This is a genomic window from Knoellia aerolata DSM 18566 (genome assembly GCF_000768695.1).
Lineage (GTDB): Bacteria > Actinomycetota > Actinomycetes > Actinomycetales > Dermatophilaceae > Knoellia > Knoellia aerolata.
Genome location: NZ_AVPL01000052.1, coordinates 1 through 26,090 on the forward strand (window position 1 = coordinate 1; position 26,090 = coordinate 26,090).

The window sequence follows — 26,090 nt, forward strand, 5'->3', positions numbered from 1 at the left end:
GCCGCGACCCTGGCCGCCCGCGCGAGGTGGCGCCCGACGCCGAGGTCGACGGCGGCACCGAAGAGCTCGACCTCCTCGGCCCGGGTCGTCGCGCGCAACGCGCGGAAGGTCCGGGCCGCGTGGCCCGCCCGCACGCGTGCCTGCCTCGGGTCACCCCGGAGCAGCGCGGCCCGCGCCAGGTCGAGGTGGAGGTCGCCACGCTCGAGCCGTTGCCGGTCGCGACGCGCGGCCTCGAGCCCGCGGTGGAGCACGGTCTCGGCCTCGTCGACGAGACCGGCGTCGAGGAGGACCCTGGCGTGGTCGAGGTGCGCCTGCGCCAGCCCGACGTCGGTGTCCATCTCCGCGGCCTCGGCCATGAGCCGCAGGGACCCCGGGATGTCACCGGCGAGGTAGGCCACGCAGCCGAGGTTGTGTCGTGCCTTGAACTCCTGGTGGCGGAAGCCGTGGCGGACGGCGACCTCGAGGGCCCGCTCCAGGTCGCGGCGGCCGCCCTCGAGGTCCTGGAGGGAGACCGCGGCCAGCCCGCGGTTGATGAGGGCGGAGACGCGCTCGCGCGGCACCAGCTCGTCGAGGTGGGGCTCGACGTGGGCGAGCTCGTCGAGGGCCTCGATCCAGTTCGAGCACATGACGTGGATCGCTCCGGCCTGGAGGTGGGCCTGCACCTCGAGGATGGGCGCCGACCGTGTGCGGGCGAGGTCGCGCACCCCGTCGAGGAGCGCGAGCGCGGCCTCCGGCCCGTCGATCCCCAGGCGGGAGACCGCGCGGGTGATGAGGATGCGGGCGCGCAGCCGCGAGACGTCGCCGTCGCCGTCGCCGTCGCCCCCGTCACCCCCGGCACCCGAGCGGTCGAGCTCCTCCAGCGCCGTCAGCGCCCGGGACAGTGCGGCGTCCGCCCGACGGTAGTGTCCCGCCGAGTTCTCGGACTGGCCCTTCGCGTGAAGGCTGAGGATGCGCTCGATCGTCGTGGCCGGGCCCCCCTCAGAGCTCGATCCCGGGGGTGATGACCGGGCGGGCGCCCGGCTCGTCGTGGAGCCGGATGACGAGGTTCACGGTGCCGCGCTCGACACCGTCGAAGACGAACCGGCCCTCGTCGTCGGCCACCGTCACCGAGCTGCGTGAGCGCTCGCGCAGCTCGACCTCAGCGCCGGGCGCCGTGACCCATCCCCGCAGCGTGATGGCGGAGCGCTCGCCCGCCTCGAGCGTCACCATGATGCTCAGCGATCCGCTCTCGAAGGTCACGGTCGTCGCCCGGTCGTACTCGGTGGTGCGCACCGCCGTGAGCTCGAGGGCGTCGCTCATGAGGTGCGCCACCTCCGCCTCGAGGCTGGCGACGGTCATGGCGAACTTCACCCGCTCCGCCAGGTCGGCCGGGACGGGGTCGAGAAGGTCGAGGTGGGCGCGCACGAGCCGGAGGGCGCGCTCGTCGTCGGCGTCGATCGGCTTCTCGGCGAGGAGGTCCTCGTCGTGGGGAGCGGTCATGCCGTCACCTCCCAGGTCGGGTCGGACAGCAGGGCCATCCGCAGCTTGGCGAGGCACCGTCCGCGCGTCGGGCCGATGCTCCCCACGGGGATGCCGAGGGCCGCGCTGACGACCGCGTAGTCGGGGCGGTCGACGTAGGCGACGAGACGCAGCAGCTGCTGGCACCTCGCAGGAAGCGCTTCGACGTGCTGCCACACGGCGCGGGCGACGTCGGCGTCCTCGGTCGCGGTCACCGGGTCGAGCGCCCGCGGCGGGGCGGTGGCGTCCCGGGACGTCGGCTCCTCCCACGGCTCGTGGGGCACGGTGCGGCGACCACGTCGGACCGAGCGCCACGCCTCGCGCCTGGTCGTCATGAGCAGCCACTGCAGCACGGCCTGGCCGTCGGAGATGTCGGTGGTGTGCTCGACGAGCCGAAGCCATGTCGTCTGGACGACGTCCTCGGCCGTGGCCGGGTCGGCGCCCTGCGAGCGAGCGGTGTGCCACAGCAGCGGGGTGAGCTCGTCGACGAGGTCGCCCATCGCGTCCGTGTCACCGTCGCGGTGCCGGGCGAACGCCCGGGCCGCGGTGACGGCGAGCCCGGCCTCGGCCGGTGCCCCGGGTCGCTGCGAGTCGGGCCGCGGCGCACTCATCCGTGGACCCTGCCCGCCTCGAGCGCCGTGGCGACGGCCCTGCGGGCGCGCTCGCTGCGCTCCCCGGCGTCCGTGCCCCGGTCGTGGCCCAGCGCGCAGGCGATGTCGCCCGCGAGGGCCGGGGCGGCGAAGGACGTCCCGCTCCAGAGGCCGAAGCCGCCGCTGAAGTCGTCGGAGTCGATCGCCCCCCGGGTGGGCATCGACGCCGCGAGCGTCGGGGTCGGCTGGCGCAGCAGGGAGCCCCGCTGCGAGGCGTTGAAGGTCTGCGGCATCGTGCTCACCACCGCGGTGGCGGCGCGATAGGTCTGCACCCAGGGTCCGGTGTTGGAGTAGACCGACACGGTCCGGTGGTCGGGGTTCAGCGCGCCCACGCTCACCATCGGGGCGCCACCGGTGAGGTGCGTGGCGAAGGCGGCGGGGAAGAACTCCACGTCGCTCGCGTCGTTGCCCACGGCGGCGACGATCGTGACGCCCTGCTCGGACAGCCCCCGGAGCACGCTGAAGAGGGCCTCCTCGTCGTCGAACGTGCCCGGCGTCTCGTGCCGGTAACCGAGGGAGAGCGTGACGACGTCGATGGCCTGGCCCGGGTCGCCGCGCCGCAGCGCCGCGAGCTGACGGGCGTAGAGGCCGGTGAGGGCGCGCACGACGTCGACCTCGTCCGCGACCCCGTCGCCCCACATGACGGGGACCGACACGATGGAGGCCTCCGGGCAGTGCTGGCGCACGATCCCCGCGATGAACGTGCCGTGACCGGCGATCGGGTCGAGTCGACCGTTGACCCGGTCGATCGTGACGCCGGAGTCCTCGGGGTCCGCGCCGGCGGGGAAGGTCACGCCGAGTCCCGGACCCCCGGGCCTCGGGTGCCGCTCGGCGCCGTCGCCCTCGGGGAACCAGTGGTGCTGCCCGAGGCCGGTGTCGAGGGTCGCGACAACAGGACCGGTCGTCGTGGCTCGGGGCGGGGCGGGCGCGGACCAGACCACGGGGATCCGCCCCCGCGGGCCGCCGCCGATCCCGTCGCCGTACCCGATCCCGTCGCCGTACCCGATGCCGTCCCCGTACCCGATCCCGTCGCCGTACCCGATGCCGTCCCCGTACCCGATGCCGTCGCCGTAGCCGCTCGAGGTCATGACGTGCGCCAGGCCGAGGCCCCTGGCGGCCGCGGGTCCCGGGTCGTCCGGGTCGTCATCAGGAGTCCTCTTCGGGTTGCCGGAGCGGGCCCGCTGCAGCAGCTCCCACGCGTCCGGGAGCGGACCGGCCCCCTCCAGCGGGACGAGCCGGACGGCGGTGTGGCCGACCCGGTCGAGGTCGTCGAGAAGCTCGTTGTCCCGCCCGAAGGCCAGCAGGTCGTCGTCCCGGACCACCTCGACCGCATACCCGCTGCGCCGGGCGACGGCCCGAAGGCGGGCCAACGGGCCCTTCGCGCGTCGATCCAGGTCGGCGAGTCCCGGGACGAGGACGACGTCCGCGACGTATGCCGTGGGCTCGGGTGCGGGGGTGCCGTCACCGCGGATCGCGGTGGACGGGTCGAGGGCGCGAGCGCCCAGCCGACGAGCGGCGGTCCCGGGGATCACCGTCGGAGGAATCCGCCGAGGTGCCCTGTCCTGACCTCTGTCGTGGTTCATCGGTGCCTTCCGTGAGCTCTGCGCCCGTCCCCGGTGGCGTGCTGCCGTCGACTCAGGGTAGGGACTGGCCGGTCACAGGGGAAGGAGTCGCGAGACGCTCGACAGATACCTCAGCGGCACATCTTCTTCTGACGATCTCAGCGGCACGTCTTCTTCTGCGATCGCTCGCGCCACGACGATGTATCTGACGCGCGAGTGGGTACTCCTTGCTTGGTGCCGGGGCCGCGCAAGGGGCGGTCCCGCTCACCCCGAGGAGCAGTCATGGCAACACAGCACGAGCAGGCCGCACAGCGCGCGGCGATCAGGCCGGTGAAGGAGGCGGTCGAGGACGAGCTCATCGCCAAGCCGGGCGTCGTCGCCGTCGACATCGCCGAGAAGGAGACCGACGGGAAGAAGACGGGCGAGCTGAGCATCGTCGTCTTCGTCGAGCAGAAGAAGCCGACGTCCAAGCTGGCCAAGGGTGCCGCGATTCCCAAGGAGATCGACGGCATCAAGACCGACGTCCAGGAGCTCGTCATCGAGCTGCAGCCGGCGATGCGGCAGGTCGACGACGCCGAGCTGTTCGTCGACCCGGCCGACTACCCGACGCTCGCCGGCGGCATCAGCATCGGCCCGCGTCGCAGCGTCTTCCTGTCCCCGCCCGACGTCGCGTCGCCGGGGAACTACGTCTTCGTCGGCACCCTCGGTGCGATGGTCCGCGACCGGGCCACCGGGGCGACGATGGCGCTCACCAACTTCCACGTCGCCTGCGTCAACAACACCTGGAGCGTCGGTGACCGACAGGTCCAGCCCTCGCTCGTCGACGGCGGGGCCCCGACAGGGGAGTTCGGGGCACTGACCCGGGCCGCCCTGTCGGAGAACATCGACGGTGCCGTCATCACGGTCGACGCCGGGGAACCGTGGTCGGCGTCGGTCACCGGTGTCGGTGACGTCGCCGGCTCCGCCACCGCCACCGTCGGCATGGCCGTCCAGAAGCGTGGGCGCACCACCGAGCACACCTTCGGCACGGTCGCCTCGGTCGACTTCACCGTCAACGTCAACTACGGCAGTGACGTGGGCCCACGGACCCTGCGTCACCAGATCCGCATCGACACCGACACCACGCGCAACCCGCGCTTCTCGAACAGCGGCGACTCGGGGTCGGTCATCCTCGACACCTCGCGCAACGTCGTCGGGCTGCTCTTCGCCGGTGCCACGGACGGCTCGATGACCTTCGCCAACCCGATCCAGGCCGTCTACGACGAGCTCGCGGTCGACCTGCTCGTCCCGACGGTCACGCCGGTGACGCGGCCGCTCTCGACCTGTCTCAAGTCGCGTATCGCGATCTGCTTCAAGACGCGGATCGACGTCAGCTGCCCGACGGTGAGGACCCGGGTCGCGGTGCTGTGTCCGAGCCTCGTGACGAGGCCGCACCTCTGCGACGTCATCACGCGACCGAGCACGTGCGACGTCACGAGGATCGCGATCTGCGACCTCCAGGTGACCCGCGCCGGGTGCCCGCTCCCCACCCGCGCGTGCGGTGGGGAGTTCGAGCGACCGATCGACCGGTGGGGCAACCCCCGCTCGGGGGCCTACGGTTCCTCCGTCGACGAGATCGAGGAGGCAGCCGACGAGGTGTACTGGGCCGGCTACCTCGCCGCGCTCGAGGAGGTCGAGGCGCTCGACGCCGAGGGCTCCCGCACCACGGGCCCGGGCGCCTGACCGTGCTCACCAGTCCCGGCCTGCTCGCCGCGGCCGTCCGCCACGGGATCGTCCCCGCGGCGGACGTCCGCGCCGGACGCGTGCGCGTGCGACCCGTGTCGCGCAGCAACCCGGTCCACGTCGTCGAGAACGCGGGCACACCGGTCGGCTACGTCAAGCAGGCCGGCACCGCGGCCCGGCTCGACGGTGACGACACCGTCGCGGTCGAGGCCGCCCTCCTGGACGCGATCGCGTCCCTCCGTCTCGCACCGACCCCGATCCGACAGGGGGGATCGGGGTCGGTGTGGATGACCGCCCTGCCGGGCGAGGAGCTCGGCGCCGCCATGGACGACGCGATCCGGCGTCCGGCCGCCGTGGACCTCGGCCGCGCCCTCGCGCGCCTGCACCGGCACCCCGCGGCGCCGGAGCTGCCCGAGGCGCCCCGGCCGTGGCCGCTGCTCGACCGGCTCCCCCCGTCGATGGAGGGCGGGACCGAGCGGGCCGACACCCGCCCCGTCCTCGACGCGCTCACCCACCCCGCGGTGGAGCGGGCGCTCACGGCGGCCCGCGCACAGTGGCGCCCGACGCACCTCGTGCACGGCGACGTGGCGGCCGGCAACGTCATCGTGCAGACCTCGCCGTCCGGTGACGTCCGCGTCGGCCTCGTCGACTTCGAGCTCGGTGGCCGGGGCTGTCCCGAGCACGACCTCGCCTCGGCCGCCGCCATGCTCACCGACCTGTCCCGTCCCGGCCTCGACCTCGCGGCGCTCTGCCTCGATGCGTACTGGTCCGCCTGCGGCCCGGCGTCGCTCACGGCTCCGTGGCGCTGCGTGCGAGCCCTCCTCACCGCCTGGCAGATGGCCCTGACCCACGGCGAGGACGGGGCAGCCGACGTGGCCCGTCTCCTCGCTCACGCGGTCCACGCCGCCGAGGAGGTCCCGGCATGAACGACTGGCGACCCGAGCACGCCGCCCAGGTGCGGACGGCATACGACGTCCTCCGGGCCGGGCACGACGGTGCGCCCGCCGACGTCCTCTATCGCCACTGGTATGCCGTCCGCCCACCACGGCGGGACGCGCCCGACCCGTGGGCCGCGCCGGTCGGCTGCTCCGCGAGAGCCGCGCACGACGACGCGGAGGTCTGGGCGCAGGCCGACAGTGAGGTGGTCGGGACCGGGGTCGCGGGAGTCGTCGTCGTCGCCACGGCGACGGGGCGCCGGGCCCTGTGCCGGGGCGAGTACGTGACGACCACCGGGCGGGTCGGGTTCCCGCCGAGGGTGGGCGACCGCGTGCGGGCCGTCCGCCGGCACGGCGCCGTGGTGCAGGACGGCTGGTGGCGCACCTGGGGGAGCGGCTGGAACCCCCGCCCGGACCACGGACCGCTGGTGCGCGTCTACCTGCGCCCGGCCCCGGGGGCGTCAGCCCGCCTGGTGCACGAGGTGACGAGGTCCCTCAGTGGCACGGACGGGTGGCTGCTCAAGATCGCCGCGTCCGCGGAGCACCTCACCCGACCGGACTCGTGCGTCGTCTACCTGGCAGCGCCGTGGGCGGAGAAGGCTCGTGGCGAGATCGCCACCGCGGCGGCCGGGCTGACCGAGGGCGAGCCGCCGCCGCTCACGGAGAGGGTCGCGGACGGCGTCGGGTGGGCCGAGGACCCGGGCACCGGTGCGAGCTTCGGTGAGGTGCGCTGCGCCGCCCTGGCGACGGCCCACGAAGGACTGGGGGGCGCGGCCGTGACCACGCACGAGTGGCTCGCTCTCGTGGCCGACGAGCTGCGGCGCCTCGGCATCGACCCCGCTGCGCCCCACCTCGCAGCGGCGACCACAGGGGAGGACCGATGACGTCGGCCGCGAGGGACCGCGAGGACGCAAGGATGGCCGGTGGGACCGACGTCCGGACCGACCGCGACGACGATCGCGAGCGGGTCCTCGACGCGGCGCACCGCTGCGTCGACGTGCTGGTGCGCACGGCGATCATCGACGGGGCCGGCGCTCCGACGTGGCCGGCCTGGGAGCTGGACCCCGACGGCCACCCGTTCGCGGTCGTCGCGGGTCAGCGCTCCCTCTATGACGGCGATGCCGGGGTCGCGTGGGCGTTGACGCACCTCGGCATCGTCCTGGACCGCCCCGACGCGCTGGACCTCGGCGAGTCGGCCACACGCGCCCTGCTGCGGGCGCGCCCGACCGGGTCGGACGCCCCAGCGGGTCTGCTCGTCGGTGAGGCCGGGGTCGACCTGCTCGTTCGCGTCGGGGGACCGGTCACCACCGGGTGGTCCGACGGCAGCGACCTCACGGACGGTCTCGCCGGCATCCTTCTCGGTCTGGCCCGGTCGCGGCGGCACGGGACGCATGCCGCGGGCATCGTCGCTGAGCTGCGCCACCGCTCGCGGGTCGAGGCCTGGGGTCGCAGCTGGCCCGACGCGAGGCTGGCCGGCGAGTCCGCCAGACCCTTGTGCGGTCTCGCGCACGGTGCGTCCGGCGTGGCGTGGGCCCTCGCCGAGGCCGCCGCGGTCTGGCCCGGTCTCGCGCCGCAGGCCCTCGACCTCGCCCACGAAGCGCTGGCGTGGGAAGCCTCCTGGTCCGACCCAGCGCGAGGGGGATGGCCGGACCTGCGCGACGGTGACGTGACCTGGCCCGACCTCTGGTGCCACGGGGCGGCGGGGGCGGGGGCGGTGCGCCTGCGGCTGCTCGAGCTCGCCGAGGCGGGTCTCGACGTCCCGTGGTCGCTCGACACGACCCGGGCCGAGGCGGAGATGGCCGTCCAGCGCTGCGGCCGGGCGATGACCGAGGCGGCCGGGCTCGCCACGACCCACGGCGCGGGGGCCCTCGCCGCGGGGTGGACGCTCTGTCACGGAGCCGGTGGACCCACCGCCGTGGTGGCCCTCGCGGCCGACGTGTTCGGCGAGGTCGAGCACCGGGACCTGGCGGTGGCCGCCGCTGCGGCCTGGGTGGACGCCGCCGGCGATGCCCCTGAGGCGTGGCCGTGCGGCCTCCGGGGGGCGGACGGCGACGTCTCGCTCGTCAACGGGGTGGCGGGGACGGCGGTGCTGCTCGCCGACCTGGCCCTGCCCGGCGCCATGCCCGCGCTGCCCCTGCTCGGCATGGGCGGGGCCCGGTCCACCCATGCCGCCCGGTCCGCCCGGGCCCCTCAGTCCGCCCGGGCCCCTCAGTCCGCCCGGGCCCGTCGGTCAGCGGCCGGTGGCCTTGGCCCAGGGGTCGTCGCCGGGGGCGCCGGGCGACGGAACCCACTGTCCCTCTCCCGCGGTGCGGTCGGGCCGGTCGCTGACGCGTGACGGGATCGTGCGGGAGGCGCGCAGCTTCTCGCCGGTCGCCTTCGCGGCGTCCGCGACGAAGTCGGCCACGACGGGCGCGGCCCTGGTCCGGGCGCTCTCCGTGACGGCGGACACCTGCTTCTGCACGGGCTTGCTCTGCCAGACCTTGCCGGAGACGGTCTTGATCTGGGCGTAGCGCTGCTTCCCGGCGCGAGCGCCGAGGACGTAGCCGGCGGCGAGGCCGGCGAAGAAACTGAGCTTGGGCATGGGGACCGTCCCTTTCGATGTGAGCATCGACCCTACCTGCAGGGATGCGGACCTCCGGTTCCACGGCCGGGGCGCTCGCGGCATACCCTGTCTGTCGGTCACCGGTTCGCCCGGTGCACCGGGCGGGTTCGCATAGTGGCCTAGTGCAGTCGCCTTGAAAGCGACCAGAGGGAGACCTCTCGTGGGTTCAAATCCCACACCCGCCGCCACCGCCCGACGGACGCCCCGCGCCGAGGGACTCCCGGCTTGACATACCCGCCGGTCGGGCTTCGGATGTCGGCTGACAACGTTGTCATCACCGGGAGACCCACATGCCAGTCATCGCTCGTCCACGCTCGCGTCGCCGCCACGGGGTGGTCCTCATTCTCGTCGCCTTCCTCACGGCGCTCGGGATCGCGCCCGCCGCGGCCGACACGCCCCAGCACCGTCCCGCCTACCACTTCAGCCCCGCGAAGAACTGGATGAACGACCCCAACGGGCTCGTCTTCCACAAGGGCGTCTACCACCTCTTCTTCCAGTACAACCCGCTCGGCGACCGCTGGGGCAACATGTCCTGGGGCCACGCGACGAGCACCGACCTCGTCCACTGGGACGAGCAGCCGGTCGCCATCCCCTTCGACGCGAACGAGGGTGTGTTCTCCGGTTCGGTGGTCGTGGACACGGCGAACAGCTCCGGCTTCGGGACGGCTCAGAACCCGCCCCTGGTGGCCATGTACACCAGCGCCTACACGCCGGCGAGCGGGCGCGACGGCATCCAGGCGCAGTCGCTCGCGTACTCGACCGATGACGGCCAGACCTGGACGAAGTACTCCGGCAACCCCGTTATCGACATCGGCTCGCGTGAGTTCCGCGACCCGAAGGTGTTCTGGTACGCCCCGGCGAACGAGTGGCGGATGGTCGCCGTCGTCGCCAACGAGCACAAGGTCCTCATCTGGCGCTCGACCGACCTCAAGCAGTGGACGCGGCTCTCGGAGTTCGGGCCCCGCAACGCGATCGGTGGGGTCTGGGAGTGCCCGGACCTCTTCCCACTCGCCGTCGACGGGGACCCGGCCAACGTCAAGTGGGTCATGCTCGTCAGCCTCAACCCGGGCGGGATCGCCGGTGGCTCGGGCACCCAGTACTTCGTCGGTGACTTCGACGGGACGACCTTCACCGCTGACGGTCCGGCGACCTACGAGCCGCCCGCCGGCACCCTCCTCCAGGGCTTCGAGAACGGGTATGCCGGGTGGACCCCGGCCGGGACCGCCTTCGGCTCCCAGCCCGCGGCCGGGGCGCTGCCGGGCCAGCAGACCGTCACCGGCTACGTGGGTGAGCGGCTCGTCAACAGCTTCATCGACTTCGACGCCGCCCAGGGTGAGCTGACCTCGCCGAGCTTCACGATCGACCAGCGCCACCTCAACTTCCTCATCGGTGGTGGCCGCCACCCGGCGGTCCCGGGGGCGACCCAGGGCGACCCGGGCGGCGAGGTGTTCACGGACTTCGAGACCCTCGACCCGGCCACCAACCTGCCGTCTGGATGGAGCGCCACCGGTGACTTCGTCGGCTACGGCGCGACGAGCTCCGGCCTGCCTTACCACCAGGGCGACAAGGTGCTCGACACCTGCGTCGTCCCGGACAAGTGCGACCTGGCGGTCGGCACCTTCGTGTCACCGGAGTTCACGGTGACGCGAGACTGGGTCAACCTCCTCATCGCCGGCGGCACCCACCCGCTCGGGACCAGCGGCCCGACCGTGGTCGAGCTGGTCTCGGGTGGCCGCGTCGTCGGGTCCGTGACGGGCAACAGCTCCGGCGACATGGACTGGCGGCACATCGACGCCTCGTCGGTCCGTGGCGAGACGGCCCGCATCGTCGTGCGCGACGAGAACAGCACCGGCGACTGGGGACACCTCATGGTGGACGACATCCGCTTCTCCGACACCGCCGCCGGCCCCCGGGACACCCAGACGACGGTCAACCTCGTCGTCGATGGCGACGTCGTGCGCTCGAGCACGGGCACGGACAGCGAGGCCCTCGACTGGGCCTCGTGGGACCTGGCCGACCTGCAGGGCCGTTCGGCACAGATCCGCATCGTCGACCACAGTTCGGGCGGCTGGGGCCACATCCTCGCCGACCAGTTCATGCTCGCGTCGGCTCCTGCGAAGAACGGGACTGACCGGGCGGACTGGGTCGACTACGGGCGCGACAACTACGCCGGCGTGACCTTCAACGGGCTGCCGGACGAGCAGCGCATCTCCATCGGGTGGATGAACAACTGGCAGTACGCCCAGGACGTCCCGACGAGCCCGTGGCGCGGGCAGATGACGATGCCGCGGACGCTGTCGCTCGTCTCGTCCGCCACCGGGCCGCAGCTGCGGCAGACACCGGTCGCCGGTGTCGACCGGGCACTGGTCAACCGCGACAAGGAGCAGGCCAAGGTGCGCCCCGTGGCGACCGGTGAGCGGGCCACGGGACTCGACGCCACGGTGGCCCGGGTCGAGGTCCGCGTCGCGCTCGGGTCCGCCGCCGAGGCCGGTGTCGTCCTGCGTCGCAGCGCCGACGGCTCGGTCGGCACCAGGGTCGGGGTCCGTCGCGACGGAACGCTCGTGGTCGACCGGACCCGGAGCGGTGACGTGGGCTTCAACGCTCTCTTCCCCAGCGTCGAGGAGGCCCCGGTGACGGTTCGGGACGGTGAGGTGACCTTCACGGCATACCTGGACCGCAGCTCGGTCGAGGTGCTGGCGCAGGGTGGCCAGCGCTCGGTCACCGACCTCATCTACCCGCCGGCCTCGGCCACGGGAGTCGCCACCTACGCGGTCGGCGGCACGGCCAAGGCCGTCGACGTCAAGGTGACGCCGCTGCGTCCCTGACGGCTCCGCCGCCTGACTCCCGGCCGTGCGCCGGGAGTCAGGCGGGTGGGATCTCGCCCGAGCCGCGCACGACCAGCGTGGGGGCGATGACCACCCGGTGCGGCGGTGAGGTGTCACCGTCGATCCTGGCGAGGAGCAGCTCGGCGGTGCGCCGCCCGATCCGGCCCACGTCCTGGCGGATCACCGTGAGTGCGGGGGTGAGCAGGTCCGCGAGGGGGAAGTCGTCGAAGCCCACGACGGCCACCGAGCGGCTCAGTCCCCGCTGTCGCAGGGCCCGGATCGTGCCCTGGGCGAGGTCGTTGCGCCCGGCGAAGACGGCCGTCGGTGGCTGGTCGAGGTCGAGGAGCTGGAGGACCGCCTCCTCGGCGGCGGCAGCGCCTCGCAGGCCCGAGACCATGAGGCGCTCCGGAGGGCGCTGGCCGCGCTCGGTGAAGGCCTGGACGAAGCCGGCCCGCCGCCGCCGCGCGGTCGAGATGTCGGGCAGGTCGGTGAGGCAGGCGATGCGTCGATGCCCCTGTGCGAGAAGGTGTTCGGTGCCCATCTGTGCGCCCTCGAGGTTCTCGACGGTGACGGAGTCTGCGGCCACACCCTGCGGCTCGCGGTCGACGAACACCACCGGCAGCCCGGCCCGCACCTCCGCGGTGAGGTAGTCCTGACGCAGCGTCGACGGCATGATGACGAGGCCGTCGACGCGGCGCGTGACGAGGTCGTGGACGAGGCTGAGCTCGCGGTCGGGCTCCTCGTCCAGGCTGGCCGAGAGGATCGCCGTGCCGCGACTGCGGGCGGCGTCCTCGAGGGAGCGGAGGAGGGCGGCCGAGAAGCTGTTGCTCACGTCCTGGAGCAGGGCCCCGATGAGGCCGCTCCTCGTCGTGCCGCGACGCAGGTTGCTGGCGCCGAGGTGGTGGCGGTAGTCCAGCCGGGCGACGGCCTCCTGCACCCGCTCACGCACCGGGTCGGCCACCCCGACCTCGGCGTTGACGACGCGCGACACCGTCTTGATGCTCACGCCGGCGAGGGCCGCGACGTCGCGCATCGTCGCCCGCCCGCCCCGCTCAGACATGGCCGATTCGTGGACCGGGGACTGACAACGATGTCACGCTCATGTCACGAGTTGTACGGCATCTCTTGACCGGAGCGCAAGGTGGCCCTATACATGTCCTTGACAACGTTGTCATCGGACTCAAAGGAGAGAACCCCATGCGCATCACCCCCCGCGCTCCCCGCGCCACCCGAGGTCTGGTCCTCGCCGTGGCCGCCACGACCGCCCTCGGCCTGGCCGGCTGCAACCGCGGCAGCGACTCCGACACGGCGAGCGGTGACGGCGGCGAGGCCCAGGTCGGCGTCGTGCTCATCACCAAGGACTCGACCAACCCGTTCTTCGTCGCCATGCAGAAGGGCGCCCAGGCCGACGCCGCCAAGAACAACGTCAAGCTGACCGTCGCCTCCGGCAAGCAGGAGGGTGACGACCAGGGTCAGATCACGGCCATCGAGGACGCCATCGCCCGCGGCGACAAGGGCATCCTCATCACCCCGATGAGCACCGGTGTCAACGCCGCGATCAAGAAGGCCCGCGACGCCGGCCTCTACGTCATCGCCCTCGACACCCCGCCCGACCCGGCCGACACCGTCGACATCACCTTCGCCACCGACAACCGCGAGGCCGGCACGCTCATCGGCCAGTGGGCCGCCGGGACGATGGCGGGCAAGCCGGCGACCATCGCCCTGCTCGACCTCTTCAACGACAAGATCGTCTCGGTCGACTACAACCGTGACCAGGGCTTCCTCGAGGGCATGGGCATCGACGTGGCCGACCCGAAGAAGAACGGTGACGAGGCCAAGACGGGCAAGTACACCGCGGCGGGCGGCGGCGACTACACCATCGTCTGCAACGAGGCCGGCAACGGCGCCGAGGACGGTGGCCGCTCCGCGATGGAGAGGTGCCTGTCGCGCAACCCCAACATCAACGTCGTCTACACGATCAACGAGCCGACCGCCGTGGGCGCCAATGCCGCCCTCCAGGCCGCGGGCAAGACGGCCACCATCGTCTCGATCGACGGTGGGTGTGCCGGCGTGGCCTCGGTCAAGAGCGGTGTCATCGGCGCCACCGCCCAGCAGTACCCGCTGAAGATGGCCACCGAGGGCATGGCGGCCATCGCCTCCATCGCCCGCGGCGGGGAGAAGCCGACCCCCGACGAGGGCCTCGACTTCAAGAACACCGGCGTGGCTCTCGTCACGGACAAGCCGGTCGACGGCGTCGAGAGCATCACGTCCGACGAGGCCGCCAAGATCTGCTGGGGCAACTGAGCATGAGTGCCACCGAGGTCTCGTCTGCGTCCGCCGAGTTCGCTCGGCGGCAGCACTCGCCGGTCCAGCGGTTGCAGCACCAGCTCCACGGCAAGCCGTGGCTGAGCCCGCTGTTCCTGTTGTTGGTCGCGTTCCTCGCCTTCTACATCGCGACACCGACCTTCCTCACGGCGAGCTCGATGGGGATCCTGTTCCAGCAGACCGCCGTCGTCGCGGCGCTCGCGGTCGGCCAGACCCTCGTCATCCTCACCGCCGGCATCGACCTCTCCGTCGGCGCCATCATGGTGCTGTCGATGATGGTCATGGCCACGCTGGCCCGTGACGACGGGATGCCCGGAATCGTCGCGCTGCTCATCGGCGTGGCGCTGGCCACCGGCGCGGGTCTGCTCAACGGCCTGCTGGTCACCCGGATCAACCTGCCGCCGTTCATCGTCACGCTCGGCACGCTGAGCATCTTCACGGCGATCGCGCTGCTCTACTCCGGAGGCTCGAGCATCCAGGCCGACCGGCTCCCCGACACGCTCAACTTCCTCGGTGAGGGGTTCGGCATCGGGGAGTTCCGGATCACGTGGGGCATCGTCGTCGTGATCCTGCTCTATGCGGTCATCGGGTTCGTCCTGTCCCAGACCGCGTGGGGTCGATACGTGTATGCCGTCGGCGACGACGCCGAGTCGGCTCGCCTCTCGGGTGTGCCCAGCATGCGGATCCTCCTCGGGGTCTACACCGTGGCGGGGCTCATCTACGGCATCGCCGCCTGGATCCTCATCGGTCGCGCGGGCGCGGCGACACCCAACGCCGCTCCCGACGCCAACCTCGCGAGCATCACCGCGGTGGTCATCGGCGGCACCAGCCTCTTCGGCGGGCGGGGCCGGATCATCGGCACCCTCATCGGGGCGCTCATCGTGCAGACCTTCGCGTTCGGTCTGTCCCAGCTCGGCGTCGACCAGCAGTGGCGCTACCTGGCCACGGGCGTGCTCGTCATCGTCGCCGTCGCCATCGACCAGTGGATCAGGAAGGTGAAGGCATGAGCACCACAACCAGTGAGCTCGAGGTCGCCCACGGCGGTGTCCCCGCCGGCAAGGAGCACGTCTACTCCCAGCAGCCTGTGCTCTCGGCCCGCAACATCGTCATCACCTTCGGCCGCGTCGTCGGTCTCGACGGGGTCGACCTCGACCTCTACCCAGGCGAGGTGCTCGCGGTCATCGGCGACAACGGTGCCGGCAAGTCCACACTCATCAAGTGCCTCACCGGTGCCTACGTCCCCGACTCCGGTGAGATCAAGCTCAACGGTGAGCGGGTCTCGTTCCGCAGGCCGCAGGACGCACGCGACGCCGGCATCGAGACGGTCTACCAGCAGCTGGCCGTCATCCCCGCGCTCGACATCGCGAGCAACCTGTACCTCGGTCGTGAGGACCGACGCAAGGGACCCCTGGGCTCGGTGCTCCGGATGCTCGACAAGAAGGGCATGGAGAAGCGGGCCGGCGAGTCGGTGCGCAACCTCGGCATCCAGACGATCCAGAACATGGGTCAGGCGGTGGAGACCCTCTCGGGTGGCCAGCGCCAGGCGGTGGCGGTCGCGCGCGCCGCGGCGTTCGGCAGCAAGGTCATCGTCCTCGACGAGCCCACCGCTGCCCTGGGCGTCAAGGAGTCGGGCATGGTCCTCGACATGGTCAAGCAGCTGCGTGACAAGGGGCTGTCGGTCATCCTCATCTCGCACAACATGCCTCAGGTGTGGGACGTCGCGGACCGCATCCACATCCAGCGGCTCGGAGGCCGGGCCGGGGTCATCACCCCCGAGACCCACGACATGGGTGAGGGCGTCGCCATCATGACGGGCGCCACGAAGCTCAGTGAGGACGCACCATGACCATCGTCGTCGGCTACATCCCGAGCCCCCCGGGGCTCGCTGCGGTGGACGCGGCCATCGAGGAGGCGCAGAGGAGAGGCTCGAGGCTGGTCGTCGTCAACTCCGGCGTCATGGGCGACTACTCGGGGCCGAGCTTCGCCGACCCGCAGGACCTCGATGCCCTCGATGCCCAGCTCACCGAGAAGGGGATCGACCACGAGGTCCGGCAGACGACGCGCGGCCTCGCACCCGCCGAGGAGATCCTCTCCGTGGCGGCCGAGGTCGACGCCGACCTCATCGTCATCGGGGTCCGTCGCCGCTCGCCCCTGGGCAAGCTCGTGACGGGCAGTACGGCGCAGCAGGTGCTCCTCGACGCAACGTGCGCGGTGCTCGCCGTCAAGGCCTGACCCTCCGGTTGGCTGCGTCTGCGCGGATGGTGAGCTTTCCGACCATCCGCGCAGACGCAGACGTGGCAGCAGACGCAGACGTGGCACAGGAGGCGTTCAGGCTGGCGTCCTAGAATCGACGGCGCGCGGGGTCGGACCGGGATCTGCACACCGCACCACGACCCCGGACGAAGAGGACTCTGTGCAGCAGGACGAAGACGAGCTGAGGAGGCGAGCCGACGTGCGCGTCCAGCGCGAGGCCCACCACCACCACCACCGTCGTCGCCGCCGTGGCCTCGTCATCGCCGGCGTCGTCGCCTCCGTGCTCGTCGTCGGTCTCGTCGCGGTCTACCTCAGGCTCAACGGCAACATCGACCGCATCGACGTCTCGGACATGCTCGGTGACGACCGCCCGACCGCGGCAGGCAACGTCGCCACGGGGCCGCTCAACATCCTGCTCGTCGGGTCGGACGCTCGTGAGGGTGAGGGCAACGAGGGTTACGGCAGCGGCGACTGGGAGCCCGGCCAGCACTCGGACACCAACCTGCTCATGCACATCTCCGCGGACCGCTCGTCCGTGACGGTGGTCTCCATCCCGCGCGACTCGATGGTCCCGGCGCCGGTCGACTGCGACGCCAGCGCCCCCGAGGCGCAGTGGCAGGTCCGGCAGTGGAACCAGAACTTCAACACCGGCGGACCCGGCTGCCTCATCCGGACCATCGAGGGCAACACCGACATCTTCGTCAACCACTTCGCCGTCGTGGACTTCGGCGGGTTCAAGGACATGGTCAACGCCCTCGGCGGCGTCCCGGTCTGCACCCCGATCGCCATCGACGACCCCAAGGCCAAGCTCACGCTGTCGGCCGGTCGGCACCGTCTCGACGGCGAGCAGGCGCTCGGCTACGTCCGCACCCGATACACCGTCGGCGACGGCTCCGACATCGGTCGGATCAAGCGCCAGCAGGCCTTCATGTCGTCGGTGGCCCAGGAGGCCACGCGGTCGTCGCTGCTCCTGCGCCCCGACCGGCTGTTGCGCTTCCTCGACGCGGCCACGCAGTCGCTCACCACCGACCCCGACTTCGGGATCGGCGAGATGCGGGAGGTCGCCGAGAGCGTCAAGGGGATCGGCGTGGACAAGATCCAGTTCGTCACCGTGCCGACCGAGCCGTATGCACCGGACGCCAACCGGGTCCAGTGGGCGCCCTCGGCCGCGACGCTGTGGGAGGCGATCCGCACCGACCGCGACCTCGGCGCTCCCAGCCCGACCCCGAGTCCCACCGACACGAGACCGCTGACGGTCACGCCCGACAGGATCGCGGTCCAGGTGGTCAACGCCTCCGGCACGATCGGCCTCGCCAAGCAGGCCGTCGCGTCGCTGCTGGCGCAGGGCTTCGCCAACCCGACCTCGGTCAACTCCGACGTGCCGGCCACGGGCGTGACGGTCGAGTACTCCGGCCAGGGACTGGAGTCGGCGCGCACCGTCGCCGCGGCCTTCCCCGGCGCGGTCGTCAAGTCCGCCACCACGGACCTCGGCGGCGTGGTCCGGGTCACCCTCGGTGCCGGCGCCCCGGACGTCGTCGCGGTGCCCAACCGTCTCGGGACCGGGCCGCTGCCCGCACCCACCGTCTCCGCCACGCCGAGCCCGTCGCAGATCGAGACCCGCACGGCCGACGAGGACATCTGCTCCTGACCCGCTGGCGACCACCCGCTCAGGGCCGCTCAGAACAGCCGCGTCGCCGCCACCTCCGCCGGCTCCTCGAGCGCGAGGAGCCGGGCCTTGCGGTCCAGCCCACCGGCATACCCCGTCAGGGAGCCATCGGCACCGACGACGCGGTGGCACGGGATGAGGATGCTCACCGGGTTGCGCCCCACCGCCTGGCCGACGCGCTGCGCCAGGCCCGGGCCGCCGAGCTCACGCGCGATCGCGCCGTAGGTGGTCGTCGCGCCGTAGGGGATCCTCGCCAGGTGGTCCCAGACGCGTTCCGAGAAGGCGTCACCGTGGGTCGCCGTGGGCACGGTGAAGGCCGTGCGGTCGCCGCGGAGGTACTCCGCGAGCTGTGTCCGGGTCGCCTCGAAGACGGGATCGTCGGTGCCCGGGACCTCGGCCCCGGTCGTGCCTGTCTTGGGCGGGTGCCAGTGGCTCGGGAAGTACAGCCCGACGAGCGCGTCACCCTCGGCGACGGCGAGGAGGTCACCGAGGTCGCTGGCCACCGTCGCGTGGCGGCGGGGCAGAGCGGTGGTCGTGGTCATGATGCCCATTCAACGCCGTGGGGCACACCGGTGTGAGTCCACCGCGCCCGCTGCGTCGGGACACGGAGAGGGCCCCGGGAAGCAGAGCTCCCCGGGGCCGTTCCGTGCGCGGAGGCGGAGGGATTTGAACCCTCGATGGGCGGTTAGCCCAAACCGCATTAGCAGTGCGGCGCCATAGACCGGACTAGGCGACGCCTCCTCAGCCGGATCAGGGTAACCGTCCGGCCCGGCGCCGAGCAAAGCGGCCGCGTCGTGAAGGGCCGGCAGGTTCCTCGCGACGCTGTACTGAGCTCCCTTAGGCCGGCAGCAGGACGCTGAACTCGGTGCGCCCGGGCGAGGAGGTGAGCTCGACGCGGCCACCGTGCGACGTGGCGACGGCGGCGACGATCGACAGACCGAGCCCGGTCGAACCCTGGGCCCGGTTGCGGGACTCGTCGCCCCGGGTGAACCGGTCGAAGACGTTCTCCTGCAGCTCCTCCGGCACACCGGGCCCGTCGTCGACCACGCTGAGCCGGACCCACTGCTCCTCCCGGCGCAGCGAGGTCACGACCCGGGTTCCGGCGGGGGTGTGGGTCCGGGCGTTGGCGAGGAGGTTGGCGACGACCTGGTGCAGCCGCGCCCGGTCGCCGGTCACCTCGACCGGCTCGTCCGGCAGGTCGAGCTCGAAGCGGTGCGAGGACGACGCCGCATGGGCGTCCGAGACGACGTCCATCGCGAGCAGGGTGAGGTCGACCGGCTCGCGGTCGAGGGGGCGCCCCGCGTCGAGACGGGCCAGGAGCAGGAGGTCCTCGACGAGGCCCTGCATGCGCAGCGACTCGGACTCGACGCGGGTCAGCGCGTGGGCGACCGTCGGGGGCACAGGGTCGGTCTCGCGACGGGACAGTTCGGCATACCCCCGGATGGACGCCAGCGGGGTGCGCAGCTCGTGCGAGGCGTCGGCGACGAACTGGCGCACCCGCGTCTCGGACTCGTGCCGTGACCGGAGCGCCCCCTCCACGTTGTCGAGCAGGTTGTTGAGGGCGAGACCCACCTGACCCACCTCCGTGCGCGGGTCCGTGTCGGCGACGGGCACCCGCTGGGCGAGGGCGACGTCACCCGAGTCCAGCCGGAGGCGGCTCACCTGGGTGGCGGTCTGGGCGACGCGGTGCAACGGCTGCAGGCCGCGTCGGATGAGCCACTGCCCGCCGAGTGTGACGAGGGCGAGCCCGACGATGGTGGTGCTGACGACGAGACCGAGGACCGCGTCGAGGATGCGGCTGATCCCGCTCATCGGCAGTCCCGCCACGACGACCCTGTCGCCATCCGCGTCCCGGGCGGCGGCCACGCGGTACTCGCCGAGTCCCTCGATCTCCACCGTCCTCGGTGACGCCCCGAGGTCGTCCCCGCGCAGCGACGTGAGCTGGGCCGCGGTGAGCTCGCCGGAGGTGCGGTCGTACTCCACGCGGTTGGCGACGACCTCGCCGTCACGCAGCACGACGAGGAGGGACTCGCCGCCGCCACCGGGGATCGGCCCGCCCCCGCCCCCGCCCCCCGGACCCGACCCCCGCGGCCCGCCGGCGCGGGCGAGCAGCGAGGTGACGTCCTGGTCCATCTGGTCGACGAGGTGGTCGCGCAGGGAGAGCACCGTGAAGGTCGACGTCGAGACGGTGATGACGAGGAAGAGCCCGACGACCGCGGCCACCAGCTTGCTGCTCAGGGACCAGCCGGTCGGGTCCAGGCGCGAGCGGAGGGAGGGGTCCGTCGTCGGCGTGCTCACGGAGCCGGCTTGAGGACGTACCCGACGCCGCGCATCGTGTGGATCATCGGGGTGCGGCCGACGTCGATCTTCTTGCGGAGGTAGGAGATGTAGAGCTCGACGACGTTGGCCTGGCCGCCGAAGTCGTAGTTCCACACCCGGTCGAGGATCTGCGACTTGGACAGGACCCGCTTCGGGTTGCGCATGAGGTAGCGCAGCAGCTCGAACTCGGTCGCGGTGAGGTGGATCTCGTCGCCGCCCCGCGTGACCTCGTGGCTGTCCTCGTCCATCGTCAGGTCGCCGACGACGAGGAGCGAGGACGACGCGTCGGTGACGACCGTCGTGCGGCGCATGAGCGCACGCAGCCGCGCAACGACCTCCTCGAGGCTGAACGGCTTGGTGACGTAGTCGTCGCCTCCCGCGGTGAGCCCGGCCACCCGGTCCTCGACGGCGTCCCGCGCGGTGAGGAAGAGCACGGGGACCGCGCCGTCGTCGGAGCGCATCCGGCGCAGGACCTCGAGGCCGTCGAGGTCCGGCAGCATCATGTCCAGCACGACCGCGTCCGGCTGGAACTCACGTGCGGCCTTGACCGCCCTCGTCCCGGTCCCTGCCGAGCGAACCTCCCAGCCCTCGTAGCGCAGGGCCATCGACAGCAGCTCGGTGAGGTTGGACTCGTCGTCGACGACGAGCACCCGGACGGGGCTGCCGTCGGGACGCCGGAGCTTCGCGGAGGAGGTCGGTGTCGTGCCCATGCAACCAGTGAACCGCTCCGGCTTCAGTGTTGACCTTGTGCCGGCTGTGCGCTCCCTGTGAACGACACCGCGACGAGCGGGATGTCGCGCTCCCTCGCCCACCGCTGCCACTCGGTGGCGCTGCGCGCCGCGAACACCCGGGCGAGGTGCTCGCCGGTGAGGTCCTCCTCGCCGATCTCGAGGGCGGTGAGCAGCCGCTGCGCGAAATGGGCCTCGAGGGCCGCCAGGGCGACGTGACCGTCGGCCGCGGCGTACACGGCATACACCGGCAGGCTCCCCCCGAGCAGGCCGTGCGCCCCGGTGAGCCCGTGCGCCAGCGGCCGGGCCAGCGCGTCGGCGACGTCCGACAGGGCGACCTCGCGCCGGCTTCCCCGGCCGGTCCGGGCCCGTTCGACGAGGGCCGCGGCGGCCTCGCCCGCGGCGCGTTCGGCGGCCGCGAGGTCGACGACGGTCGTCGCCGGCATCCGCCCGTCCGGGATGAGCCCCGCGCCGGCCTGGTAGGTGAGGTCGTGGCCGGGCACCTCGGCTCCCTCGCCGGGGTGGCCGACGATGTCGACCTGGCAGACCCCGGTATGCCGGATGCGCACGTTCTCGTGGTCCAGCCCGAGTCGTCGCAGCGCGGACGGGCGCGAGCTCGTCACGAGGACGTCGGCGTCAGCGAGCAGCTCCTCGAGCCGCGCCCGGCCGACGGGGTCCTTGAGGTCGAGGCGGAGGACCTCCTGCCCGGCGTGCAGCTCGTCGAAGTAGGCGCCGGCGAACTCCTGCAACGGGTCGCCGGCCGGAGGCAGGACGGACGTGACGTCCGCCCCCAGCGAGGTCAGGCGCGCCACGGCAGCCGGACCGGGCAGGTTGACGGCGACGGAGACGACGCGCACGCCCGCGAGTGGGCCGGTCACGGGCGCCGGCACTCGAGGTCGCGCAGGTCGACGGCGGCCGCCATCGCGGCGTAGCCGGTGTCGCCGGGGTGCAGGTGGTCACCGCTGTCGTGGGCCGGCAGCATCCGCGACGGCCGCTGCTGGTCGCGGACGGCGGCGTCGAAGTCGACCACGGCGTCGAACTCCCCGCTCGTGCGGATCCACGCGTTGACCGCCTCGCGAATCTCGTCCTTGGCCGGCGACCACCGGCTGCCGCCCTCCCACGGGGTGATCGTGCCGCCGACGACGCAGACGCCCCGGGCGTGGCCGCGCGCGACGAGCTGGCGGTACGCGGTGATGAGGTCCGCCGGCGTGGTCGCGATCTCCCAGCGCAGGTCGTTGACGCCCTCCATGACCACGGCGGTGCGCACGTCCGGCTGGGCGAGGACGTCGCGGTCGAAGCGGGCCTGCGCGCTCTGGCCGGACCCGTCGTTCAGGAGGCGGTTGCCGGAGATGCCTGCGTTCATCACGCCGAGGTGCGTCGGGGCGGGCTGCTGCAGGATGCGCTCGGCGAGGAGGTCGGGCCAGCGGCGGTTGGCGCCCGTCGTCGACCGGTCGCCGTCGGTGATCGAGTCGCCGAACGCCACGACGGTGTCGACCTGCTCCGGCGCCTCGACGACGAGGGCCTCCACCCACGCGGAGCTCGTCGTCGGTGTCGCGTATGCCGTCCCGCTCTCGTCCTGCGCGTGGTCGCCGGGTGTCGAGACCCAGCTCGTCTGGTGGGCCAGCCGGTGGCCGCTCACGGTGCCGGCGTCACCGACGACGTGGATGCTCACGGCGAGGGTCGAGAGTGCGGGGACCTCGCCGGGAAGAGGGTCGCTGAGGACCTCGGCGCCCGGCGGCACCGTCACCGACGTGCTCCCGCTGAAGGTCACGCGGCGGTTGGTCCCGGCGACGACAGCCGCCCCGGCGCCTGCCGTGCCGGCCCAGACGGAGTCGAACGTGACCGCCCGCGACCCGAACGCGTTCGACAGCGAGACCCGCAGGTTGGTCCCGCCGACGCTCGTGCGGACGATGTTGCGCACCGTCTGGTCGGCCAGCGCGAGGCTCGTCGCGTCGGCTGCCGTGCCCCAGGTGCCGACCTGGTCGGTCGCTGCGCCCGGGCTCGAGGTCGCGTCCTGGGGGAGGAGCGTGAGCGCGACGACGAGGACCCCAGCCGCCGCGGCGACGAGCGAGGTTCGCAGGAGCGGTCGGGAGGTCATGCCGTCAGTCAAACCCCACTGCCCCCCGCTCGCCACCCGAACGCCCGATCCCGGCCGGCGTCCGCGGGGGACGCCGAAGGCGCCGCCCCCAAGGGGAGCGGCGCCTCCGGTCACGACTCGGGCGCGCTCTGGGTCAGCGGCGCATCACCTGAACCTCGGTGACGGCGATCTTCTGCGCGCCCGCGTAGGCGGTCGTGCAGTCGGTCGCGTTGGCCGGGTCGTCGTCCTGCTCGCCCTGGAACTTCGGGCCACCCTGGCACTGGTTCGTCACGAGCTCGACCCGCAGGTGCGTCGCAGCCGTCTGCGGGATGTCGAACGACCGCATCTTCAGCTCGGGAGCCACCGGCCGCGGCGCGTCGCCGGGGAAGGCGTCGGCCGCGGAGGTGAAGACCTGGCGGAAGTCGGCGTCCTGGTCACAGAGGACCAGGCCCTTGGCGTCGCAGGCCCAGACGCGGAACTGCCGGACGTTCTGGAACCGGCCGGCCACTCCCGGCTCGGGGAGTGCGCTGAGCTGGACCCTGCGGACCACCTGGCGACCGCCGGCGAGGTCGATGGTGAACTGCTTCTGCGCGGCCGTGGGCTGGTCCGCCGTCGTCGCGGTCGAGCCCTCGTCGCCGTCGACCATGGCCGGGACGTCGACGCCCTGGCCGGTGATCGTGGCGCCGGCCTGGGTGCTGGCGAGGTTGGTCACCAGCGAGACGGGGAAGTCGCGCACCTGGCCCGGCTTCGCGGTGAGGCTCACCGACGCCTGGGCCATCCCCGGTGCGGTGACCGTGTAGGTCGTCGCGCCCGGCATCATCCGGAACTGGTCGGACAGCGGCGTCGCCGGGTCGCTGTCCGCGACCGGTGTGGACCGGGCGGTGTACTCGCCGACGTAGAGCCTGGCGCCGGTGAGCGGGCGGTCGTCGTCACCGGACGGCGAGAACCGCAGGGTGGCGGTGTTGCCGAACGCCGAGGCGAACGACGGGGTCGGCTCGTTGTCGTTGCTGCTGGCCGAGGACGCGTCCGTGCCGAGGCCCCGAGTTGCGAAGCCGTTCCACAGCAGGTCCTGGTTGGCCCCACCGAAGCGCAGGAGGTCCGCCGCCAGCATGGCGTTGCGGGCGTCGACCATGCTCACCGCGCCGCTCGGCATGAGCAGCCAGGCGTCGAAGACGAGCTGCATCCAGCGCCGGTTGCCCGGGCAGGCAGTGACGGCGGTCGCCCCGGTGGCGCAGCTGCGCTGCGCGGTGGCGTCGCCGGCGCCGTAGCGGGCGAGGAACGCGTTGCGGATGTCGCCCTGCGTGGCCGACCAGATCTCGCCGTCCGCGTGGACCTGCGGTCCCGTGAGGTCGTAGCCGACGTTGCCGTAGTTGAGCGGGCTCTTGCTGAAGTTGTAGTTGCGGATGCCGCGGTTCTCGTTGCCCGTGACGTAGGCGCCCATGGGCGTCGCCGTCGGGCTCACCGGGACGTAGCCGAACTCCTGCAGGTACTCGGTGGCCATGAGGTCGGACCAGCTCTCGCCCATCCCCCCGGCCTGGAGGCCCGAGAGGCCCCGGTCCGGTCCACCCGCCATGCGGTTGCTGATGGCGTGGCCGTACTCGTGGCCGATGACCGACATGTCGTAGTCGCCGTCGACGCACGGGGCGTAGAAGGAGCCCGCGAGCGGCTGCCAGAGGTACATGTTGCTGTAGCCGCTCACGCCGTCGGGCGGGGTGCCCTGGTTGGCGTTGTTGCGCGCACCGGACTTGGCGCCGGACTGGGCGTAACCGAGCTCCGGGTCGTTGCCGAGTCCGCCCTTGCCGGCGTTGTCGCGCTGCATGTTCCAGGCCGACTCGGTGAACCCGAGGTTGTAGGACCAGTCGTGCATGCGGTTGTGCATGGCGAAGAGGTTGGCCGTCGCGGCGTCGATGTCGTTGCGCTCGGGGCTCGCGTAGTTGGCCGGGTCGCACCTGTTGGCCGACCACTGGTTGGTCCACGGGTAGACGTAGTTGCGGTCGCTCTTGAGGGGCGCGGGCGTGACCGTGCCGAAGCCGAGCCAGCGCTCGCCGGAGAAGGCGTTGTTGCCGCTGGTCGTCGAGGTGCTCAGCCCGGTCACCGGGTCGACGTCCCAGGCGCGCGGGGAGGCGGGGTTGGCCACGGTCTCGGTGCAGCCGGCGGCCGTCGTCCAGCACCACTCGACGCGGGTGTCGGTGGAGCTGTGGTCGGTCGCCGGGGTGCCGGTAAAGACCTTCCAGCGCGGGTTGTCGGAGTCGAAGTCGACGAGCGACTCGCGCGCGAGGACCTCACCCGTGGCCGCGTCGACGTAAACGGAGTAGCCGCTGTCGACGTCGTCGCGCAGGACGACGTGGTAGGCCGTGCGGGCGGCGTCACCGGGGACCGGGACGGCGACCTGCTTGGCGTACTGGTCGCCGGTGAGGCCCCCCGCCTTGAGGGTCGTCCAGCCGGCGGCCCGGCTGCGGGCGGTCGAGGTGCCACGGGTGATCTTCGAGGCGGCGGCGCCGACGTTGCCGGCGGCCTTCTGCAGCGCCTTCTCGGGCGTCACCGCGGGGGCTGCCCGGCGCTGGCCGCTGGCTCCGCGCAGTGGCGCCATGGAGGAGCTGAGGTAGCGGGCGCTGCCCTTCTCGACGGCCACGACGACGAGCCCGTCGAGCCCGGCGGGGACCCCGCCGAGGGTCTGGCGGAGCATGACGACCTGGGCGGCGCCGACGGTGTTGGTGCTCACGTGCTCCATCGCGGCGATGTCCGCGGCGGTCACGCCGATCGCCTCGGCGTTCTGCCCGAGGTAGGCGCGGGCCGCGGCGACGGGCTCGGCGCCGAGGCCGGTGGCGAGCGGCGCCGTGCCGGTCGGCGCGATCGCACCGACCGAGCCGAAGCGGTTCCACGTCACCGACGCGGCCGCGCTGCCGCGCTGGTTCGCCTTGGTGACCTT

General features: G+C 72.6%; 21 protein-coding genes, 2 tRNA genes and 1 pseudogene. 11 read left to right on the plus strand and 13 right to left on the minus strand.

The features are described from left to right. From N801_RS15070 to N801_RS15085, 4 genes and pseudogenes are all read right to left on the minus strand, one after another. Positions 1 to 704, minus strand: a pseudogene (locus N801_RS15070) (hypothetical protein); the annotation flags it as partial. Positions 705 to 978: 274 nt separating this feature from the next. Further along, positions 979 to 1,479 (minus strand): carboxypeptidase regulatory-like domain-containing protein, encoded by a 501-nt coding sequence (locus N801_RS15075; protein WP_052113145.1) that lies wholly within the window; start codon positions 1,477 to 1,479, stop codon positions 979 to 981. Further along, positions 1,476 to 2,108 carry an RNA polymerase sigma factor gene (locus N801_RS15080; RefSeq protein ID WP_052113147.1) on the minus strand — a complete coding sequence of 211 codons (633 nt, stop codon included), beginning with the start codon at positions 2,106 to 2,108 and terminating at the stop codon, positions 1,476 to 1,478. Before N801_RS15080 ends, N801_RS15075 begins: the two co-directional genes overlap by 4 nt. Continuing rightward, positions 2,105 to 3,679 carry a S8/S53 family peptidase gene (locus N801_RS15085; protein ID WP_035939560.1) on the minus strand — a complete coding sequence of 525 codons (1,575 nt, stop codon included), beginning with the start codon at positions 3,677 to 3,679 and terminating at the stop codon, positions 2,105 to 2,107. Before N801_RS15085 ends, N801_RS15080 begins: the two co-directional genes overlap by 4 nt. A 312-nt stretch (positions 3,680 to 3,991) precedes the next feature. Here N801_RS15085 and N801_RS21115 point away from each other — a divergent pair, with 312 nt between their 5' ends. From N801_RS21115 to N801_RS15105, 4 genes are read left to right on the plus strand one after another with little or no spacing between them, the layout of a single operon-like run. Further along, positions 3,992 to 5,431, plus strand: a complete 1,440-nt coding sequence (locus N801_RS21115; RefSeq protein ID WP_052113149.1) for a chymotrypsin family serine protease — start codon at positions 3,992 to 3,994, stop codon at positions 5,429 to 5,431. 2 nt (positions 5,432 to 5,433) lie between these two features. Then, entirely contained in the window at positions 5,434 to 6,357 is a 924-nt protein-coding gene (locus N801_RS15095) for a phosphotransferase family protein (protein WP_035939562.1), read from the plus strand. Then, complete coding sequence (locus tag N801_RS15100; RefSeq protein ID WP_035939564.1) at positions 6,354 to 7,250, plus strand: T3SS effector HopA1 family protein; 897 nt, start codon at positions 6,354 to 6,356, stop codon at positions 7,248 to 7,250. The genes N801_RS15095 and N801_RS15100 overlap by 4 nt, the downstream gene beginning before the upstream one ends. Continuing rightward, a complete protein-coding gene (locus tag N801_RS15105; protein WP_084109059.1) occupies positions 7,247 to 8,701 on the plus strand; it encodes a lanthionine synthetase LanC family protein in 1,455 nt (484 codons plus the stop codon). The genes N801_RS15100 and N801_RS15105 overlap by 4 nt, the downstream gene beginning before the upstream one ends. Here N801_RS15105 and N801_RS15110 read toward each other — a convergent pair. After that, entirely contained in the window at positions 8,597 to 8,947 is a 351-nt protein-coding gene (locus N801_RS15110; RefSeq protein WP_035939567.1) for a hypothetical protein, read from the minus strand. The two genes, N801_RS15105 and N801_RS15110, sit on opposite strands and share 105 nt — an antisense overlap. 121 nt (positions 8,948 to 9,068) lie before the next feature. On the opposite strand from N801_RS15110, the gene N801_RS15115 reads away from it, so the two are divergent. Both N801_RS15115 and N801_RS15120 read left to right on the plus strand, forming a co-directional pair. Next, positions 9,069 to 9,156: transfer RNA gene (locus N801_RS15115), tRNA-Ser, on the plus strand. A gap of 102 nt (positions 9,157 to 9,258) precedes the next feature. Next, positions 9,259 to 11,793: a glycoside hydrolase family 32 protein gene (locus tag N801_RS15120; RefSeq protein ID WP_084109062.1), complete on the plus strand. Its 2,535-nt coding sequence runs from the start codon at positions 9,259 to 9,261 to the stop codon at positions 11,791 to 11,793. A 37-nt stretch (positions 11,794 to 11,830) separates the two neighbouring features. Here the strand turns inward: N801_RS15120 and N801_RS15125 are convergent, their stop codons facing one another. After that, complete coding sequence (locus N801_RS15125; RefSeq protein ID WP_035939569.1) at positions 11,831 to 12,853, minus strand: LacI family DNA-binding transcriptional regulator; 1,023 nt, start codon at positions 12,851 to 12,853, stop codon at positions 11,831 to 11,833. A 137-nt stretch (positions 12,854 to 12,990) separates the two neighbouring features. Here N801_RS15125 and N801_RS15130 point away from each other — a divergent pair, with 137 nt between their 5' ends. The 5 genes from N801_RS15130 to N801_RS15150 all read left to right on the plus strand — a co-directional run bounded on the left by N801_RS15130 (position 12,991) and on the right by N801_RS15150 (position 18,019). After that, positions 12,991 to 14,097, plus strand: coding sequence for a substrate-binding domain-containing protein (locus tag N801_RS15130; protein ID WP_035939571.1), 1,107 nt, complete (start codon positions 12,991 to 12,993; stop codon positions 14,095 to 14,097). 2 nt (positions 14,098 to 14,099) lie between these two features. Beyond that, on the plus strand, positions 14,100 to 15,125 hold the full coding sequence (locus tag N801_RS15135; protein WP_035939573.1) for an ABC transporter permease: 1,026 nt from the start codon (positions 14,100 to 14,102) through the stop codon (positions 15,123 to 15,125). Beyond that, positions 15,122 to 15,964, plus strand: a complete 843-nt coding sequence (locus N801_RS15140) for an ATP-binding cassette domain-containing protein (RefSeq protein ID WP_035939575.1) — start codon at positions 15,122 to 15,124, stop codon at positions 15,962 to 15,964. The genes N801_RS15135 and N801_RS15140 overlap by 4 nt, the downstream gene beginning before the upstream one ends. Continuing rightward, on the plus strand, positions 15,961 to 16,350 hold the full coding sequence (locus N801_RS15145) for a universal stress protein (RefSeq protein WP_035939578.1): 390 nt from the start codon (positions 15,961 to 15,963) through the stop codon (positions 16,348 to 16,350). Before N801_RS15140 ends, N801_RS15145 begins: the two co-directional genes overlap by 4 nt. Before the next feature lie 181 nt (positions 16,351 to 16,531). Continuing rightward, positions 16,532 to 18,019, plus strand: coding sequence for an LCP family protein (locus N801_RS15150; protein WP_084109065.1), 1,488 nt, complete (start codon positions 16,532 to 16,534; stop codon positions 18,017 to 18,019). 29 nt (positions 18,020 to 18,048) lie between these two features. Here N801_RS15150 and N801_RS15155 read toward each other — a convergent pair whose 3' ends face one another. The 7 genes from N801_RS15155 to N801_RS15185 all read right to left on the minus strand — a co-directional run. Further along, positions 18,049 to 18,579, minus strand: coding sequence for a methylated-DNA--[protein]-cysteine S-methyltransferase (locus N801_RS15155; RefSeq protein ID WP_035939601.1), 531 nt, complete (start codon positions 18,577 to 18,579; stop codon positions 18,049 to 18,051). Between the two features lie 109 nt (positions 18,580 to 18,688). Next, positions 18,689 to 18,778 (minus strand) — tRNA-Ser (locus N801_RS15160). Positions 18,779 to 18,874: 96 nt separating this feature from the next. Further along, entirely contained in the window at positions 18,875 to 20,335 is a 1,461-nt protein-coding gene (locus N801_RS15165) for a sensor histidine kinase (RefSeq protein ID WP_035939580.1), read from the minus strand. Then, positions 20,332 to 21,066, minus strand: coding sequence for a response regulator transcription factor (locus N801_RS15170; RefSeq protein ID WP_035939582.1), 735 nt, complete (start codon positions 21,064 to 21,066; stop codon positions 20,332 to 20,334). Before N801_RS15170 ends, N801_RS15165 begins: the two co-directional genes overlap by 4 nt. A 23-nt stretch (positions 21,067 to 21,089) precedes the next feature. Further along, a complete protein-coding gene (locus tag N801_RS15175; protein WP_035939603.1) occupies positions 21,090 to 21,962 on the minus strand; it encodes a CoA transferase in 873 nt (290 codons plus the stop codon). Further along, a complete protein-coding gene (locus N801_RS15180; protein ID WP_035939584.1) occupies positions 21,959 to 23,182 on the minus strand; it encodes an SGNH/GDSL hydrolase family protein in 1,224 nt (407 codons plus the stop codon). The genes N801_RS15175 and N801_RS15180 overlap by 4 nt, the downstream gene beginning before the upstream one ends. 133 nt (positions 23,183 to 23,315) lie before the next feature. Next, positions 23,316 to 26,090, minus strand: a 2,775-nt coding sequence (locus N801_RS15185; RefSeq protein WP_035939586.1) for a M36 family metallopeptidase, incomplete at its 5' end; no start/stop codon positions are given.

Coding starts and splice junctions, on each gene's coding strand:
- N801_RS15155 (WP_035939601.1), bottom strand. CDS start 18,579: ATGACCACGACCACCGCTCTGCCCCGCCGCCACGCGACGGTGGCCAGC.
- N801_RS15135 (WP_035939573.1), top strand. CDS start 14,100: ATGAGTGCCACCGAGGTCTCGTCTGCGTCCGCCGAGTTCGCTCGGCGG.
- N801_RS15120 (WP_084109062.1), top strand. CDS start 9,259: ATGCCAGTCATCGCTCGTCCACGCTCGCGTCGCCGCCACGGGGTGGTC.
- N801_RS15080 (WP_052113147.1), bottom strand. CDS start 2,108: ATGAGTGCGCCGCGGCCCGACTCGCAGCGACCCGGGGCACCGGCCGAG.
- N801_RS15100 (WP_035939564.1), top strand. CDS start 6,354: ATGAACGACTGGCGACCCGAGCACGCCGCCCAGGTGCGGACGGCATAC.
- N801_RS15130 (WP_035939571.1), top strand. CDS start 12,991: ATGCGCATCACCCCCCGCGCTCCCCGCGCCACCCGAGGTCTGGTCCTC.
- N801_RS15110 (WP_035939567.1), bottom strand. CDS start 8,947: ATGCCCAAGCTCAGTTTCTTCGCCGGCCTCGCCGCCGGCTACGTCCTC.
- N801_RS15145 (WP_035939578.1), top strand. CDS start 15,961: ATGACCATCGTCGTCGGCTACATCCCGAGCCCCCCGGGGCTCGCTGCG.
- N801_RS15125 (WP_035939569.1), bottom strand. CDS start 12,853: ATGTCTGAGCGGGGCGGGCGGGCGACGATGCGCGACGTCGCGGCCCTC.
- N801_RS15105 (WP_084109059.1), top strand. CDS start 7,247: ATGACGTCGGCCGCGAGGGACCGCGAGGACGCAAGGATGGCCGGTGGG.
- N801_RS21115 (WP_052113149.1), top strand. CDS start 3,992: ATGGCAACACAGCACGAGCAGGCCGCACAGCGCGCGGCGATCAGGCCG.
- N801_RS15180 (WP_035939584.1), bottom strand. CDS start 23,182: ATGACCTCCCGACCGCTCCTGCGAACCTCGCTCGTCGCCGCGGCGGCT.
- N801_RS15170 (WP_035939582.1), bottom strand. CDS start 21,066: ATGGGCACGACACCGACCTCCTCCGCGAAGCTCCGGCGTCCCGACGGC.
- N801_RS15075 (WP_052113145.1), bottom strand. CDS start 1,479: ATGACCGCTCCCCACGACGAGGACCTCCTCGCCGAGAAGCCGATCGAC.
- N801_RS15140 (WP_035939575.1), top strand. CDS start 15,122: ATGAGCACCACAACCAGTGAGCTCGAGGTCGCCCACGGCGGTGTCCCC.